Source organism: Cohnella abietis, from assembly GCF_004295585.1.
GTDB classification, from domain to species: Bacteria; Bacillota; Bacilli; order Paenibacillales; family Paenibacillaceae; genus Cohnella; species Cohnella abietis.
This window is the reverse complement of sequence record NZ_AP019400.1, coordinates 6,901,246-6,918,304: the sequence shown is the minus strand read 5'-3', so window position 1 is coordinate 6,918,304 and position 17,059 is coordinate 6,901,246. Positions and strand designations below refer to the sequence as shown.

Here is a 17,059-nt window from a genome sequence, read left to right as displayed (position 1 = left end):
TCGCATGTCATTAGTCAAAGCCGACTCAAAGCCCGATTTGGGCGTAGGCGGCGTAAAGCAGAAGGCTGTCGGGACGTTGCCGAGAACTCGTCCATCCGGGAAGAAAAGCAGAACTATCTGGCGCAAAGCCGCTTTGGGAAGCGCGTTGCCCATACTCGTACTGGCAATATGGCAATATATAAGCGCAAGGGAACTGGTTGATCCGATGCTGTTTCCCGCGCCTACCGCCATTGCGAGTACGTTCTACGAAATGATTTTGTCCGGCGAGTTGATTGATAATTTGGAAATCAGCGTGCTGCGGGCGGTTTTCGGCTTTTTGCTAGGAGGGGGAGCGGGGCTTCTGCTCGGCATGACGGTCGGCATGTTCAACCGTGCGGAAGAGCTGCTGGACCCGACGGTCCAGATGATCCGGACGATTCCGTTGTTGGCGATTACACCGCTGTTCATCCTCTGGTTCGGATTCGGGGAGACGTCCAAAGTGCTGATGATTGCAATGGGCTCCTTTTTCCCCCTTTACGTCAACACGTTTCTAGGCGTTCGCAACGTAGATTCCAAGCTGTTCGACGTTGCGAGAGTGTTGGAATTTGGACGGTTCAAACAAATGATCCGGCTAGTTCTACCTGCAGCCATGCCGAATGTCTTGTTAGGGCTACGGCTGTCAATCAGCGTCGCATGGCTCGTCCTAGTCGTGGCGGAGCTGATGGGCTCGGACCGCGGCGTCGGGTATTTGATCCAGGATGCGCGCTCCTATTTGCGAACGGAAGTCGTTTTCATCGGCATCCTCCTCTTTGCGGCTGTAGGCAAACTGACAGACTCGCTCGTCCGCCTATTGGAGCGGCGATTGCTGAAATGGCAGGATAGCTTTAAAGGGTAAGGTTTTGACGCACAATCTTAGCGCAAAACCAAAACAAGGAGTGACGATAATGACATTTATTCAGGATAAGCAACAGAAGACCAAGGACAGAACAGAAAAAGGGGAAGTAAATTGGAATCCGGGGAACGATTCCAAGCTTTATCAGCTGGCGGAGGGTTACTACTCAGGGGAGAACTTTGGTTTTGGCAATATTGGATTTATCATTACAAATGAGGGTGTGGTAGTGATAGATTCAACTGTGTCTCTGGAGGGAGGGGAAGCAGTTCTGGCCGAAATCCGCAGGCTGACCAGCCTTCCAATCCGCTATTTAATTTATACTCATGGTCACGCCGATCATGTGAGCGGGGCATCCGTATTCAAGAGGGAGGGAGCAATTGTTATCGGTCATCGGAATGTCGTTCGTCGATTTGATCGCTATATCAAGCTCTGGTCCCATCACATAGCGATTAACGGACTTCAGTTCAGAAAGAACCTGTTCACATTAGAGCCCACATTTGTTTATCCAGATATCACCTACGATCAGGAGTATACCTTCGAGTTGGGAGGAAAGACCTTTCGCCTGGTCCATGGAAGGGGCGAAACCGATGACGCTACAGTGATATATATTCCGGAAGACCGGGTGGCCTATGTGGGAGATTTAATTATTTGGACTTTCCCCAATATCGGCAATCCGAATAAAGTCATCCGTTATGAAAAGGAATGGTATCAGACGCTGGAGCGGATACAATCATGGAATCCCAAGGCTATTGCGACCGGCCATGGACCAGCGCTCTTAGACCCTGAACAGATTCAGACAGCATTGTCGCACAATATCGAGGTGCTGAAGCTGCTGCATGAGCGAACCATCGAATATATTAACAAGGGAGCGGCTGAGGAACAGGCGGTTGCCGAGATTGAACTCCCAGAACACCTGTTGAATAGTCCTTTCCTGACCCAAGTATATGGAACACGCGAATTTGTCATCCGTGGCATATACCGCCGTTACACCGGCTGGTACAACGGCAATCCCACCCATTTGGCACCGGCTCCGTCGGAGGATGTGCGGAGAGAGATTGCAGGATTGATTGGAGACACCCGGGCTGTTCTTGATAGAGCGAACGAACTGAGGGCCAACGGCCAGGTTCAATTGTCTCTCCACCTGATAGATCTGGTGATCGGCGATCCAGAGCTGAAGAAGGAAGCCATCCAATTTAAAAAGGCAGCGTTGCTCGAAAAGGCAGATCAAGCACAAAATCTTTTTTATCATAATTTCTATAAAGTAAGCGCAGCAGAACTAGAAAATGATTAATCCGTCCGTGGCATCCTTGTTAGGTATTATTTAGGGAATTATTTAAGGAAGTATAAGATCTCTTTTATTGTAAATTCGTTCGTCTATAGTGTTGCCATGGAAAGAAACCTCCTCCGCGGAGGTTTCTTTTGGTTCAGGGTCGAGGCCGTTCCTTTCGTTTTTCTCCGATAGACCCGTTAAGCTGAACCTTACTAAAAGTAACGGCGAAAAAGGAAGTATCAAGTATTTATAATGAGGTTTAGTAGACTTGACATTTCTAACGAAGTATAATTTAGTTAAAAATGGGTTTGTGGGGGAAGAAAGTGGATAGAATAACCAAGAGTTTGATAGATGATTTCTCTAAAGTAATGGAATTGGAAACAAAAGATCAAAGTAAATTATTTGAAATGTTCTCCACCTATTCAATCTTATCTAAGCATCATAGTGAAAAATTTGAACTTGATGATGTAGTTGGAGGTGAAGGTGGAGACTGTGGAATAGATGGACTAGCAATCATTTTTAGTGGCGTTTTAGTAAATACACTAGAAGAGATTGATGATATACTAGAACGTTCAGGTATTATATCTGAAGTCAATATTATTTTAGTACAATCAAAGACTTCTGCTTCTTTTGATGGTGGAGAAATGAGAACCTTCGGAGATGGTGTAGTCGACTTTTTTTCGGAAAGTCCAACGCTAGTAAGAAATGATTTTATTCAGAAGAAGGCATTATTAGTAGAAAAAATTATCAGCATAGCTGCAAAAGTAAAAAAAATAACATGTAAGATGTTTTACGTTACAACTGGTAAATGGTTAGATGATCAAAACTTATTGTCAAGGATTTCGAAAATAAAGGAGGCTGTTGAGAATTTAAGCTTATTTAAAGAAATTAGCTTTTCTCCACTAGGAGCTAAAGAAATTCAAAAATACTATAGGGAAACACAGGAAAGGGTCAGTGCAACAATAAAATTTCAAAATAAGGTATTGATTCCGGACATTGATGGGGTTCAAGAATCGTATATTGGAACTTTGGAATTAAAAGAATTTTTGAATTTAATTATCGATGATTTAGGCAATATAAAAAGAGGAATTTTTTATGATAATGTGAGAGACTTTCAAGGGGAAAATGACGTTAATTTGAGTATTGAAAAAACATTGCGTTCTAGTAAATCTGGAAGACTAGCGGTTCTTAACAATGGAATTACAATAGTTACAAAAACTTTGACAGTAGCTAGAAATGATTTTTCTTTAGAAGACTATCAGATTGTAAATGGATGCCAAACATCTCATGTGATTTATAATAATAGAGATATTGTAGATCAAGATGTCTCTTTACCAATCAAAATAATTGTCCCAGCGAATGACGAAGTGATAAACGACATTATTATTGCTAATAATAGTCAAACAGAAGTGAAAAAAGAAGAGTTAATGGCGCTGAGTGATTTTCAAAAAAATCTTGAGCTTTTTTACAATACTATTGATGATCCCAAAAAGCGTTTGTTTTACGAAAGAAGATCAAAGCAATATGATGCTGATCCTGGAATAGAAAGAGTCAGAATTGTTACTATATCCTCACAGGTTAGAAGTTTCGCGTCAATGTTTCTCGATAAACCTCATCTAGCTAGTAGGTTTTATGGTCAATTGTTAGAAGAGCTTAGAGATATAGCTTTTTTAGAAGACCATGAACTTTTACCATACTACACTAGCTCTTATGCTTTATATAAATTAGAATTTTATTTTAGAAATAAAAACCTAGATTCTAAATACCGGAAGTTTAAATATCACATACTAATGATGCTTAAAAATTATACGAATAATGAAAAAGTACCTCAGTTCAATTCGAAAAAAATAAATAAATATTCCGATGAAATTAATAAAATTTTATATAACGGTAACCTACTTGATATATTCAAAGAACTGACTGCTGTTATTGAAGAAGTTGTAGAAGATATTAGTGATACAGAGACAACAAAAAGAATAAGCTTAAATAAAGAGTTAGTTGACAAATTACAAGAATTAAAAAAGGAAACCGTCTAAGTAGAAGGGGCGCTTCGCAAATTTTGCGAGTGCGTCTTTTATGAATTTTGTAGCCGTTATTCAAATACACAAAGCACACAAGATACGACAAATGTCCCAAATGAGATAAAAATAAAATATAAGCGATTTAATAATTTTAGATGATCATCTCGACTCTTTCATGTTCCTGTGCTTGTTTAGTCTGGATGCAAAAAGCCCCCGCCACTCAGGAAGGAGCCCACTGAAAAGTCCATGTTTAATAAAAAGGCACAGATTCTCATTTTCTTTGAGGAGCTGTGCCTTGTTTCTGTATATTTAAAGCATCATGGCGAAAGGGAGACTCCCGTTGCTACAACGTTACAATTCTTTTACGTTTAGTCTTTTACGGCACTGTACGATCTCATCGAGCCCAAAGATAACATGCTGCGCCTGATTAACGAGTTGATGGAATTCTTTTTCGTATATGACGAATTCAAAGCAAACTACTGTTTGGACAATGGTCGTGTCGCCATTGACCCCTTACGGATGTTTAAGCTCTCCCTGCACTAACGGAAATAAGCTACGACCATTAACCGTAGCCGGAATATCTAATCCGATCATATCCAGAATTGTAGGCATGATATTCTCCAAGACAGCCGTCTGCCCGATTACCTGCCTTTTTTAATCCTGAAGCGTTCCGGAGCGGTAATCAGTAAGGGAATTCGCGCGGACCTTCATAGGGTACACTTTTGCGGAAAAGGTAATGATCCCCGATCATTTCCCCATGATCACTGGTGAAGATAATAATTGTATTCTCATCATCAACCAGTCTATCCAACGGATTCAACAAGCGCCACATGGCGGATTAACGGTGGGTGAGGAGCGAGAAAGTAAACAGTCAGGAATATGTGGAGGACGGATCACGTATTTGCAGAAACCGCAGCGCTTCATGTACAGTCCAATTGGTGTAATGTAGTGATTCATCGTATTGCTAAGGGCGGGCAGTCCGTGGATGATTTGGAATTCATGTAGACCCCCCAGATGAGGTTGCTGTATTAGACCTATATTTCTCGAACCACCTGTTTAACTACGAGGGTGGTTCTTTTTGTTTGTGGTACAGTATCATAAGCTGCTGTACCCTCGCGACCACTGGATAAACGTACTTTTTTCCCCTTGTCCACATTTATACCTAACCAAAACGATTTAATTGCATTTACTGAACAGTATCAATAACAAGGGAGGTTTTAGGTATGGGAAATAGAGGTCCTAATGGTTACGACCCCGTTCAGATTTTTAACTCTACATCCTTTAATGCGTTTGGAAAAGTTGAATATGCATCGATCTTTTGCAGTGACGACAATTATTCGGTTCAGCGTGACGAGACTTGGACAGCTTCTAGCCGTGGAGTCTGTTTGCTGACTCGAATCACCGCAACCGTCAAAACGCCAAGTGGAAATATTGAAGCTACCCCTTATACGTCTTCCGGCACTTCTTTCAGCAAGTTCGCCATTATACAGGTAGGTGTAAATCAGTTCCAGGTGACGCGTGTTGTAAGTGCCAAGAAACGCAAGTGAAATCCTAAAACGGGCAATATCATGATGAGGTAACAAACGGAAAAAGACGACAGCCAAGATAAAAGGCTAGCCGTCTTTTTTCGCCTTAATATTCTTGTACCATAATATTCTGCGATACATCGAGGAATCTCTCAGGAGCCGGAAAGGGCGCAAGTCCGGTTGATAATTGCCTTCGATGATCCAAATCCGACGTTTCCTGTCGATGCCTATATCGAAACCGACTGTTCTAAGCTTGGGGTAACGCTCTCCCAGTCGTTGGGCAGCCAATCGCGCGATCCGTTCCGCTTTGACAAGCAAGCCCCGATCTCCGATTCGGGCTAATCTCAGCGCCTCAAGCACTGGAATGGTGCGGCTAGTCACATTTGTGACTAGATATCCTTGCGCCGCCACTTTCGCATATGAGCCTGTCACGTTCCAAGTAGATGAAGAGCCTTTTTTTCGCTGAACCATTATCCGAATGTCGAACGGCTTGTGTTGAATTTGAGTAAGCTGCAGACGCCTTTGGACAATATATCCACCACTTCTGTTTTTTCTACGGAGCCATTTGAGTAACTTATCGGTGTCTCTCATGGTGACCGCATTCTGTTCGTTATGAATACGATAGGCATTCGGTCCGTTCCGTTTGATGAACACGATATCCCTTCCGTAACTCCCGTTGCGAGGTTTCAGTACGACGCTTTGATATTGAAGCAGCATCTTCGATAAAGCGTCCTTCTTAAGCAACCGTGTTTCTGGCAACCGTCCGTCGAGAGAGGACCCCTTGCAAAGGATGCTATATTGCAGCCATTTGTCTCTTTTGATCGACATTGGAATCACAGCCTTTTCAATCTTCTACGGTAATACTAAGTCAAATTAGTGATCAGCATAAGTGACTATTCGTCCATATTTATGAGTTGAAGCAGGTAAATAGATCCTAAGTTTTTCGCGAGAATTTAATTTACCGAAGCGAACGCTGCATCAGGCTTCACAGAGAGGTCATTACCTTGTGGGCTATACCAATCATAATTTCAAGACAGAGCAAAAACCCGCGTCTTCCGTTAGGGAGCGCGGGCCTCTGCGGCAAAGATAAGCTGTTATTGAGCCGGTGTTGCTTCAGGCAGAACAATAGTATCGAAAACCTCGCCGGTGCTTTCGTCAATTAATTTGAAAGTGACTTTGATGTCTGCTTCTGCTACTCCCGAATAGACCTGGTACATCAAGCTTTGCATGGCAAGTCCAAAGACGATTAGTCCAGCCGTGCTTTCCGCGGACTCGTAAGCGGCCTTGTCAACTGTGAGGCTGAATTCCTGAAACGTACCTTCGTCGTAGGTCAGGTCTTTGATAGGAGTTGAGCTATTGTCCGTATGTAAGTCCTTGATCACGGTCAATATTTCTGAATGATATTTTTCGAGCAGTTTATCAAGATTTGCCCGAGATATTGTTACAGTTGCACTGCCGTCACTATTTTCTACAACGTTAGTAGCGCCTGCTTCTTTTACTTCGCTCGTCATGCCTTCTACGTCCCCACTTGAGTTAAGGGAAGCCGGAAAGACGAGATCCACTTCGTCCTCGCCTGTGGAGCCGCTTGTTTCAGGGCTATTACTTGCCTCCACGTTGTTGTTCGCCCCTGTGTTACTGCTCTCTTCTCCATTTTTACTTGAACATCCTGTCGCCAGTAAAACGATAATAATGACTAAGACCCATGCTCTTTTCATTCTCTTCTCTCCTCAATCAATATGAAAGTTACAAACAACTATAATATCGAAGTATCATAAACATTTCAATAATTTGTCTAATATTGTCTGGGAGGGGGGGTAGAGTGTTTCGTCTCACTGGTTTTTTCGCAGGTAGATCCGTTGTCCGTATCTGTTGGAATTAGACAAGTTTTCTCTTAGGAGAGAGCTTGTCTTCTTTTTCGTCTGTGAGGAGAATGAAAGTGTACCCGAATTTGATTGATCCATTAAGACTTCATTAAGAAAAGTCCTTATTATAGATGATAAAATTAATACTATGTAAGAGATGCCAAAACTTACAGAACATACCTTCATTACGAGAGGGAGCAGGGAATGGAGGGAAACTTTAATTTTTGACGACCATGGGGAGGGTTCGCTTGCAGACAGAGTGGGTGGAGGTTACTTAGGGCAAGGTCGTTGGCAATTATTTAATTAAGTTTTCTCGCGGAATACATTATGAATAATCTTATGAAGGGGGAGTTGTTTAGTGTTCGAAATCTTATTAATCTTGCATATCCTTGCGGTTTGTTGTTGGTTGGGTGGAGCAATGTATGAGCGGTTCTTCATTGTTGGTGGTGTTAAGAGGGCGAAGGGTACGGAATTAGAGATACCAATGATCAAGCTTATGTTAGGTACGGCAGCATTCTTCCTAACGTCAGTAGTGGTAATATTTGTAACAGGACTCATCATGACGCTCATGAACGGTTACGGCATCCTCGATTGGTCATGGGTGGGGGTTAAGCAATATATCTTCTTACTTATTCTGCTCATCTTCTTCCTAATCATCGGACCGCGAATGGGACGTATTGGCATGCAGGTCAAGGCTGCTCAGGACAAAGGTACAGGTGTTGATGACGCAACCCGTGTGCTTATCCGTCGTATTGTTATCATTTTTGATATTATGCATGTAGGTGTACTTATCAACATTATATTAGCGGTGACGAAGCGATTCTGATTGCATATTCATTCCTTCAGATAACACCGCCGCTCTTCACAGAACATTAGAATTTGATGTGATTACAATCACCCAAGTCAGAGTATCCTCGCTTATATACTTGATTCATCCCAAGTGAATGAAAGCGAGGAGAAATTCATGCTTAATGATCAAACTATTAAAATAATAAAATCGACTGTTCCGGTGTTAGAGAAGCACGGAACTGATATTACGAAACGATTCTATCAGTTACTGTTTACTAGCCATCCGGAGCTTCTGAATATTTTTAATCATGCGAATCAGAGCCAAGGAAAACAGCAGACTGCTCTTGCCAATGCCGTATACGCAGCTGCTCAGAATATCGATAAGTTGGAGACGATTTTACCGGTTGTGAAACAGATTGCGCACAAACACCGTAGTCTGGGCATTAAAGCCGAGCATTATCCGATCGTTGGACAAAATCTGCTTGCTGCAATCAAGGATGTGCTCGGTGACGCGGCAACAGAGGAAATCCTGCAGGCATGGGCTGAGGCCTATGGAGTAATAGCAAATGTATTTATTGGAGTAGAAGCGGAGATGTATCAACAATCCGAGCGGCAAAAGGGCGGATGGACCGGATTTAGAGGATTCCGAGTGAAGAATAAAGTTAAAGAGAGTGACGTAATCACATCATTTTATCTTGTACCGGAGGACGGAGGGGCGATAGCTTCGTTCGAACCGGGACAGTATGTGAGCGTAAAGATGGAAATACCGGGTGAAGCCAATACGTATATACGACAATACAGCTTATCCGATGCACCGGGTAAACCACATTATCGCATCTCCGTTAAACGAGAGGATGCGGTTCTAAGCAAGCCTGAGGGCAAAGTGTCGGTATACATGCACGAGCATATCAATCAGGGGGACACCCTTTGGCTATCGGCCCCTGCCGGTGAGTTTATTTTGGACCAGCAGGACATAAGGCCGATCGTATTTATTAGTGGAGGAGTTGGATTAACGCCACTAGTCAGCATGCTTGAAACAGTGGCTGATTCTCAACCTGAACGTCATGTGACATTTATTCATGCCGCTCAGAATGGAGATGTTCATGCCTTAAGACAACAAGTAGAAAAGGTTGCTAACCGCTCTCGGCAAGTATCCGTCTATTGGTGCTATGATAAGCCGACGGATCGTGATAGAGAGAAGAAAGCTTACGATATAGAGGGTTATATAGATTTGCCTTGGCTCCAGAAAATAATTCCGACAAAAGAGGCAAGCTTCTACTTCTGCGGTCCTGTCCAATTTATGAAAACGTTGTACAGCTCACTAAAAGAATGGAATGTTGCTGCCGCGGATATACATTATGAATTTTTCGGGCCGTCTGGTAGTTTGGAAGAGACTGATGGTGCCCAAGTGGAAGTAGTTGTCCCGTAACGTTAAAGTTAGGACTTTTGCTCAGTATCAGATTGGCTGCGCAGCAGCCGATTAATCGTCTCACGTCGTAGCCCGATGAATTGGCCAATTTCGTCCTGGGTCAACACATCCGTCAAAGTGGCCGGTGCAATGTAATTTTGGAACCAGGCTTGCAATTTCCGGAGCTTCGCCGAGGGTGATACTTCGGTTAGCTGGTCAAATCGCTGCTGCATCAGTCGTAATTTATCCTGAAGTCTAAGAGCGACTGATCGAAATTTATCCGGGTCTTGCTCCAATTGTTGATACCAGTCCGATTCCGACAGGACATCGACCTCGCAGGTCACGAGAGCTACTGCTGTGCCGAAATATGGCTTGGGGCTAATCAGGGAATGATGTGGAATTATTTCATCGGGTACAATGATATTGACTAATATTTGTGATCCGTCAGGACGGACCCGGACAATCTTTAGTAAACCGCTTCTCAGATGAAATAGCTGTCCTGAATCTCCTTGCCGAAATAAGGTCTCACCTTTGTGTAATATCATGAAATCCTCCAAAAATCCAAAAGATTAACTGTGGCGAGGAGCCGAACCTCTGCGAACATCATCAAGGCGGAACTACCCGAGGAGGCCATTCTGGCCATCGGATATCGCTAGGTTTTCAAAGAGCGGATAACCTTGCACGGATTGCCGACAGCCAAACTATCTGGCGGAATGTCCTTCGTAACGACACTGCCGGCCCCAATCACGCTGTTCGCTCCGATCGTCACTCCAGGCAGGACTATAGCGCCTGCACTGATCCATACATTATCACCAATATTGACTGGATATGTGTATTCCAATCCCTCTAACCGTTGCTCTACGTCCATAGCATGTTCTTCCGTTATAAGGCAGACGTTGGGCGCAATAAATACGTTGTTACCAATTGTAATTTTCCCGCTGTCCATGAGCTTGCAGTTAACATTGAGAAAAAAGTTGTCTCCTACCGTGGTATTGTACCCATAAGTGCAGAAAAGCGGCTGCTCCACAACGCAATTATCCCCGGTCTTTCCCAGAATCCCGCGAATGGCGACCTGCCGTGCTTCGCGGTCCAGCGGGTGTATATTGTTATATTCATATAGCTTTTTCACGGTATCAGCACGGTCTGCAACAAGCTCAGGATCGCCAGGTTGGTATAACATACCAGCATGCGATTTTTCTTTTTCGTTCATAACATCAACTCCTTTATTCATATCAGCGAAGGTATTTTAATATAAGGAATGATAAGATTCAAGTATAAAATTGCGCCATTGCATTATCGAGATCGTGAGACAGAGATGGCCTCAAACTCAACGGACAACTGGTGCCTTTGCCAACCCGGCCTATCGATTTCTATTCGAAACGATGGCAAACCTCGACACTGAAAGGCCGGGTCTTCTGCATCATTGTGCTGGAGGTAAAGATCGGACGGGAGTTGGTGCTGCATTGATGCTGAAGCTTCTAGGCGTATCCGATTCAGTCATCATGGAAGACTATTTACTCACGAACGAGACGTTAGGTCCTAAGGCCGATCTTATCTTGGAGCAACTCGACGAGCAGCTAACCCCTCTGCAGCGCGAGCATTTGCAAGACACTTTCATCGCGTCCGCGGACTACTTGAACGCTGCTTTGGAGGCAATCGGAAGCGCTTATCCAAGCTGGGAAGATTACTTTGAACAAGAGCTCGGTATCACCGCGGAGAAGCGGGAGCGGATTCTTGAGCTTTATTTGGAATAGTAGGCGATCGGTAAATAGGAATGTACCACAAGTAACGGAAAAAATTTTGAAATAGATCAGAGACAGCGGATATCACTGCTGGTTCTGATCTTTTTTTTTCTTCTGTCTGGGGAGTGAGTTTGGTCAGAAACAGGTTTATGCAGTAGGCTTCGGGACGAATCAAGGTTTTCAAATTCGGGTCCTGTCACATTTAAGTTTCTTTCATAATTCTTTCATAGCACTCTGCTAATATGCATAGGGAGTGATAGCTCTCGGATCAGAGTTAAAAGCAGTGCTCTCAACAAAGCTACGATTCTAACAAGAGCCGAATGAAAAAGGTCAAAGATTATTGTCTAATAAATTGGAATAAAGGAGAGGGTACATATTGTTATCGTTTAATTGGAGAAGGGTCGTTTGCCTTGTTCTGGGCTTGGTATTATTGTTCAGCACAATCGTTCCATTCGATATTCGATCGGTTTACGCAGCGCACAAGGGAGTTGGAAGCTGGGAGGGTGTACGTGTCTCAGCAGGAGAATTTCATTCACTTGCATTAAAAGCAGATGGCACGGTCGTCGCTTGGGGAAGCAATGATGACGGTCAAATAAAAGTACCAGTGGGCCTGAAAGATGTGGTGTCGATTTCCGCAGGATGGAAACATTCGATGGTGTTGAAATCTAATGGCACCGTTGTCGCATGGGGGGAAAATATTAAAGGTCAAGTAGACGTACCGGTGGGTCTGAAAGATGTGGTGTCAATTTCCGCGGGGCGGCAACATTCGCTGGCGTTGAAAACGGACGGTACCGTCGTCGCATGGGGAAGTAATGATGATGGTCAAGTGAGCGTGCCGACGGGTCTGAAAGATGTGGTGTCGATATCGGCGGGGCGGCAACATTCGCTAGCTTTGAAAACGGACGGTACTGTCGTCGCATGGGGGTCTAATAATCTTAATCAATTGAAAATACCGGTGGGCCTGAAGAATGTGGTGTCGATTTCCGCGGGAACTTACCATTCACTTGCGCTGAAATCGGATGGTACCGTCATCGCATGGGGATCCAATAATGATCATCAATTGGAAGTGCCGGTAGACCTCAAAGATGTGGTATCGATTTCCGCAGGAGATAAACATTCGCTGGCGTTGAAATCGGATGGTACCGTTATCGGATGGGGAGCCAATGCTGACGGTCAATTAAACATGCCAGTGGACCTGAGCGGTGTAATGTCGATTTCCACAGGATGGAATCATTCGCTGGCGTTGAAATCGGACGGTACCGTCGTCGCATGGGGAGACATTAGGAAAGGTAAAACGATCGTACCTGCGAGTCTTGCTTCGCCTATCAAAGGTAAACAGATCGCCGCTGGATTTGCCTATTCGCTGGCGTTGAAATCGGACGGAACCGTAGCTGCTTGGGGAATCGATGGAGATGGTCAAGCAGTGATGGTGCCGGATGGGCTGAAGGACGTGGTGTCGATCGCCGCGGGAACTTACCATTCGATGGCGTTGAAATCGGATGGTACTGTTGTCGCATGGGGAAAAGATTTCGGTGGTCAAATTACCGTTCCTGTAGGACTAACTGGAGTGGTGGCGATCGCCGTGGGAGATTATCATTCACTCGCGCTGAAATCAGATGGTACCGTCGTCGCATGGGGAAACAATACTGATGATCAATTAAGCGTGCCGAGTGGGTTGAAAGATGTGGTGTCGATTTCCGCAGGGAGGCACCATTCGATGGCGTTGAAATCGGATGGCACTGTCGTCGCATGGGGAAAAAATGCTGATGGTCAAGTAAGCGTGCCGGATGGGCTGAAAGATATAGTGGCGATCGCCGCGGGAGCGACCTATTCGCTCGCGCTGAAATCAGACGGTACCGTCGTCGCATGGGGAAGCAACTATCATGGTCAAAGATCCGTGCCTGCCGGTCTGAACGGGGTCGTGTCTATCACCGCGGGGTGGTACCATTCACTTGCACTGAAATCAGATGGTACGATCGTCGGATGGGGACTCAACGATAGTGGTCAACTGAACGTACCGGGCAATGCCAAGCTGAGCGGCTTGACTTTGCAGGAAGGGAACTTCACGGAACCCTTTAACCCTTCAGTCACGTCATATACGTATTATTATAACGGACACTCTCTGTCGAGTGTAAAAGTAACGCCGACGCTTGCGAGCACGAATCAGACAGTCATGTATGTGAACAATGAGCTGCTGTCGAACGGCAGTACGAAGACGATCAACATAGCGGGAGCAATCAAGGACACTGTCATCCCTGTTCGCGTCGAGCCCTATTTGCTTCCCGGTCAAACGTATACAATTACTCTGGCGATCGATTCAACACCTCCGAATGTGCAGTTTGGTACGAATGGCCGTGTAGTAGCGGCGAAAACTGCAGCAAGCAATGTAACGGTCAGCGATACGCAAAGCGGTGTGGATGCTGCTTCACTGCAATATGTGTGGACGCAAAGTACAGCCGTTCCGACAAGCGGCTGGTTGACCTTTAGCGACTTGGATACGTTACGTCAGACTAGTGGGAATGGCAACTGGTACTTACACATCCGAGCAACAGACAAGGTAGGCAACGTTGCCAATGTGGTTTCGAAGCCCTTTTTACTAGATCAGACTAGCCCACCGACAGTAACCATATCCAGCTCAGCAAGTGGTACGGTAAACGCAGCATTTCAGGCAACGATAACCTTCAGCGAAGGAGTAAATGGTTTCACCTCGGATGACCTTGTGGTCGTAAACGGTACAGCTTCCAATTTCGTTTCCGTAAACCCGGCTACCTACACGGCGACCATTACGCCAATAACGAATGGGCAGGCTGTGACGGTAGTGGTTGGCGCAGCGGCAGCAGCTGATGCAACAGGAATTTTTAATACAGCATCCAATACATTAAGCCTGCTGTACGATAAGACGAAGCCAGTTGTTAACTTTGGTGGCTTCATTAATCATCAGCAATTCGCTACACCGCCAACAGAAGTCTCCGTTTCAGTCAGCGAAGCCGTATACTGGATCGCTGGAGGAGCTCAGCTCACGGCGGCAAATGCGCTGCCATTGATCAGCATGAAGAAGGATGGGGTAGGCTTTTCCGCTTATACGCCAATCTATGACGAGCCTTCTCAGACGTTTACCTTAAGCTTTAACGGCACTCTGGATGATGGCGTATACGAGGTTGACGTTGCTGGGAATGTGGTTAAGAACGCGAATCAAAATACACTTGATGTGGCAAATGCAAGCTTTATCGTAGCTGTGCCTGTGGTGGCTAGTATTTCTGCTAGTTCAGTAAGCTTGCCATCTGCCGGAGGCATTGCAACGGCCACTATAACAGGCGCCAATCTGACCGGGCAAAGTCTTAAGGTGTATGTTGACGGAGTCGAAGCCGCCACAGCAACTGTCAGCAGTGACACGAGCGCGGTTGCAACCGTTACTCTTCCATACAATACGGCTCAAACCGTGAAAAATCATATTTTCACAGTGTATCTAAATGGAGTGGAGGTTACAGGCCAAGCTTCTACGGTGACAGTAAGTGCCGAGCCGCCTTCAACAGTTGCTATCTCTAGCGATGCCGAACTAGTTAAATTGAACGTTAGTACTTCAAGCAAGGAACTGGGACTATCGCCTGCATTCACACCTAAGACTACAGACTATAAAGTAGAGACAGATGCGGAGCAGGTCGAGCTGCAATTGGGCCCTGCTCATTCTAAGGCAATTATTAAACTGCGGGGTAAACGTATAGGGGAGACGACGACCGTTCCTCTGACAGTGGGGACCAACGTGCTGGTGATTACAGTTCAAGCTGAGGATGGAACCATTAAGACGTATACCGTAACGATTCATCGTAATGCTGGTACTAACAATAACGTTCCTAAGGCATGTACATTTACAGATGTCCAGAGTCACTGGGCTGAGGCAGAGATTTGCGAAGCGGCAGAGCTGGGAATCGTGGTGGGAGTGAATGCCGACACCTTCATGCCCAATGGTTACGTAACACGGACGGAATTTGCTATTATGCTGTTGCGAGCCCTTCGAATCGATATAATTAACGAAGCGAGCGATCTTCCCTTCAGCGACAAGAGTAGTATTCCGGAGTGGGCGCGCCTTGCCACCCAGACAGCAGTAGCCAAGGGAATTCTCGATGGATATTCCGAAGGGACATTAAGGCCTATGCAGACGGTGAAGCGGACAGAGATAGCTGCGATGGTCTCCAAGGCATTGAAATGGAAGGCTGACGGAACGAAAAGCCTAGCTTTCTCTGACGAGTCAAGCATTCCAGCCTGGGCTAGAGCTTATGTTAAAGCAGCCTGCGAGCGTGGGATTCTAGTTGGACGAGCATGCAATCAATTCGTGCCGGACGGAGTAACGACAAGAGCTGAAGCTACCGTCGTACTTCTACGGCTTTGGAAAGTTCTTCAGTAACACGATAGAACGTTGATACAGGCTGGCCCAGTATGTCAACTTAATGACATACTGGGCTAGCCTTTCATTTGTATGAATTTGGAATAACACACGTTGCACCCTATAGTTTCCTATACTATATTGAGAGGAACGATAATAAAGCTAGTCATCTAATCTTCTCACTAGAGATATTCCATAAATCTCTAATAAAATGTGTCTCTCTAGACGAGAGAAGGAGTAGGTAATTTGAAACCCACACTTTCAGCTGACCTTGAAAGAATACTGAAGAGACTTGAGAAATCTGATTTGATAACTCTCCTTACGGAACAGATTTCGGGCAGCGATCTAAATACGCTTCTTTTGAAGGTATTTAATGAGAAGGTTAGAAAATCTTCTCCAAATGACCTGCTTAAGAGATACACAGAAAATCGGTTTGTTCATCCAGCGAGTGTAGAACCGCTTCAGCTCAAACAATTGGAAATGGATATTCTGAAAATAGCTGTGAATCAGGGAGTATCCCCACTCCAGTTGTCACCTGTTGCCCCATTGGGCAGTACCTCAGTAGTAGGCACAGTCGATCAAAATAAGGTCATTTCCGCACTTCGGGGGACCGAGGTTGTTTCAGATGCGACGAATCTTATCGCGTTACATATCGCTGATCTGATTAAAAATCATAAACCTAGTAGAGTGGGTTCTATGCGATTTTGTAGTACCCATAGACATGTACGAGCACAGTATTTTGGTGATACTCCAGGAATGCTCGCTCATTTTCACTTATTCTGTATGGTGACCGCTGGAGTTGACCAAGGATCATACGATTTCGAAAAAAAATCATTGTGGGAGCACATAGAAGTTTACCGGACGATTTTCAAATCACTCTTCAATTCTAAGATCGAGGTTATCTTTAGTGAGCGAGATGGTTATAAAGACAGCGCCGGTTTAGTATCAAGAATCATTGAATACGGGGAGAGTTTAGAATTAAATGAGGTGGTCATTCGATTAGGCTCTCCTCAAAAGGAAAATCAGTACTATAAGGGTCTGCAATTCACAATAAAGACAGTTATCGAGGGTAAAGAGTATTACATTGGTGATGGAGGCTTTGTAGACTGGACACAAAAAATGCTCGGAGCTAAGAAGGAGCGATTATTAATCAGTGCAATTGGATTGGATCGACTTTTAGTCTGATATT

The 17,059-nt window shown here is 44.8% G+C and carries 15 protein-coding genes and 1 pseudogene; 11 read left to right on the top strand and 5 right to left on the bottom strand.

Features of this window, described 5'->3' with window-relative positions:
• The first annotated feature begins 4 nt into the window (after positions 1-4).
• The 4 genes and pseudogenes from KCTCHS21_RS30135 to KCTCHS21_RS32160 all read left to right on the top strand — a co-directional run.
• Entirely contained in the window at positions 5-874 is an 870-nt protein-coding gene (locus KCTCHS21_RS30135; protein ID WP_130616173.1) for an ABC transporter permease, read from the top strand.
• 49 nt (positions 875-923) lie between these two features.
• Complete coding sequence (locus KCTCHS21_RS30130; protein WP_130616172.1) at positions 924-2,162, top strand: alkyl sulfatase dimerization domain-containing protein; 1,239 nt, start codon at positions 924-926, stop codon at positions 2,160-2,162.
• A gap of 302 nt (positions 2,163-2,464) precedes the next feature.
• The gene (locus KCTCHS21_RS30125) at positions 2,465-4,177 is read left to right on the top strand and encodes an AIPR family protein (RefSeq protein ID WP_157994159.1); all 1,713 of its coding nucleotides are present in this window, start codon (positions 2,465-2,467) and stop codon (positions 4,175-4,177) included.
• A 369-nt stretch (positions 4,178-4,546) separates the two neighbouring features.
• Positions 4,547-4,699 (top strand): annotated as a pseudogene (locus tag KCTCHS21_RS32160) (IS5/IS1182 family transposase); the annotation flags it as partial.
• 145 nt (positions 4,700-4,844) lie between these two features.
• On the opposite strand, the gene KCTCHS21_RS30120 reads toward KCTCHS21_RS32160, so the two are convergent.
• Complete coding sequence (locus KCTCHS21_RS30120) at positions 4,845-4,973, bottom strand: hypothetical protein (RefSeq protein ID WP_162309410.1); 129 nt, start codon at positions 4,971-4,973, stop codon at positions 4,845-4,847.
• On the opposite strand from KCTCHS21_RS30120, the gene KCTCHS21_RS31315 reads away from it, so the two are divergent.
• A complete protein-coding gene (locus KCTCHS21_RS31315) occupies positions 4,920-5,111 on the top strand; it encodes a hypothetical protein (RefSeq protein WP_162309234.1) in 192 nt (63 codons plus the stop codon). The two genes, KCTCHS21_RS30120 and KCTCHS21_RS31315, sit on opposite strands and share 54 nt — an antisense overlap.
• A gap of 274 nt (positions 5,112-5,385) precedes the next feature.
• Positions 5,386-5,709, top strand: coding sequence for a hypothetical protein (locus KCTCHS21_RS30115; protein WP_130616169.1), 324 nt, complete (start codon positions 5,386-5,388; stop codon positions 5,707-5,709).
• A 66-nt stretch (positions 5,710-5,775) separates the two neighbouring features.
• On the opposite strand, the gene KCTCHS21_RS30110 is transcribed toward KCTCHS21_RS30115, so the two are convergent.
• Both KCTCHS21_RS30110 and KCTCHS21_RS30105 read right to left on the bottom strand, forming a co-directional pair.
• Positions 5,776-6,516 carry a YheC/YheD family protein gene (locus KCTCHS21_RS30110; RefSeq protein WP_130616168.1) on the bottom strand — a complete coding sequence of 247 codons (741 nt, stop codon included), beginning with the start codon at positions 6,514-6,516 and terminating at the stop codon, positions 5,776-5,778.
• 266 nt (positions 6,517-6,782) lie between these two features.
• Positions 6,783-7,403 carry a hypothetical protein gene (locus tag KCTCHS21_RS30105; RefSeq protein WP_130616167.1) on the bottom strand — a complete coding sequence of 207 codons (621 nt, stop codon included), beginning with the start codon at positions 7,401-7,403 and terminating at the stop codon, positions 6,783-6,785.
• Positions 7,404-7,908: 505 nt separating this feature from the next.
• Between KCTCHS21_RS30105 and KCTCHS21_RS30100 the strand changes: the two genes are divergently transcribed.
• Both KCTCHS21_RS30100 and hmpA read left to right on the top strand, forming a co-directional pair.
• A complete protein-coding gene (locus tag KCTCHS21_RS30100; protein ID WP_130616166.1) occupies positions 7,909-8,376 on the top strand; it encodes a DUF2269 family protein in 468 nt (155 codons plus the stop codon).
• 138 nt (positions 8,377-8,514) lie between these two features.
• On the top strand, positions 8,515-9,768 hold the full coding sequence (gene hmpA / locus KCTCHS21_RS30095; protein WP_130616165.1) for an NO-inducible flavohemoprotein: 1,254 nt from the start codon (positions 8,515-8,517) through the stop codon (positions 9,766-9,768).
• An 8-nt stretch (positions 9,769-9,776) separates the two neighbouring features.
• On the opposite strand, the gene KCTCHS21_RS30090 is transcribed toward hmpA, so the two are convergent.
• Positions 9,777-10,292, bottom strand: a complete 516-nt coding sequence (locus KCTCHS21_RS30090) for a Crp/Fnr family transcriptional regulator (RefSeq protein WP_130616164.1) — start codon at positions 10,290-10,292, stop codon at positions 9,777-9,779.
• 107 nt (positions 10,293-10,399) lie between these two features.
• Complete coding sequence (locus tag KCTCHS21_RS30085; protein WP_130616163.1) at positions 10,400-10,957, bottom strand: sugar O-acetyltransferase; 558 nt, start codon at positions 10,955-10,957, stop codon at positions 10,400-10,402.
• Between the two features lie 94 nt (positions 10,958-11,051).
• Here KCTCHS21_RS30085 and KCTCHS21_RS30080 point away from each other — a divergent pair, with 94 nt between their 5' ends.
• The 3 genes from KCTCHS21_RS30080 to KCTCHS21_RS30070 all read left to right on the top strand — a co-directional run bounded on the left by KCTCHS21_RS30080 (position 11,052) and on the right by KCTCHS21_RS30070 (position 17,055).
• On the top strand, positions 11,052-11,501 hold the full coding sequence (locus tag KCTCHS21_RS30080; RefSeq protein ID WP_130616162.1) for a tyrosine-protein phosphatase: 450 nt from the start codon (positions 11,052-11,054) through the stop codon (positions 11,499-11,501).
• A gap of 364 nt (positions 11,502-11,865) precedes the next feature.
• The gene (locus KCTCHS21_RS30075) at positions 11,866-15,891 is read left to right on the top strand and encodes an S-layer homology domain-containing protein (protein WP_130616161.1); all 4,026 of its coding nucleotides are present in this window, start codon (positions 11,866-11,868) and stop codon (positions 15,889-15,891) included.
• Positions 15,892-16,116: 225 nt separating this feature from the next.
• Positions 16,117-17,055, top strand: coding sequence for a hypothetical protein (locus KCTCHS21_RS30070; protein WP_130616160.1), 939 nt, complete (start codon positions 16,117-16,119; stop codon positions 17,053-17,055).
• Positions 17,056-17,059: the final 4 nt, after the last annotated feature.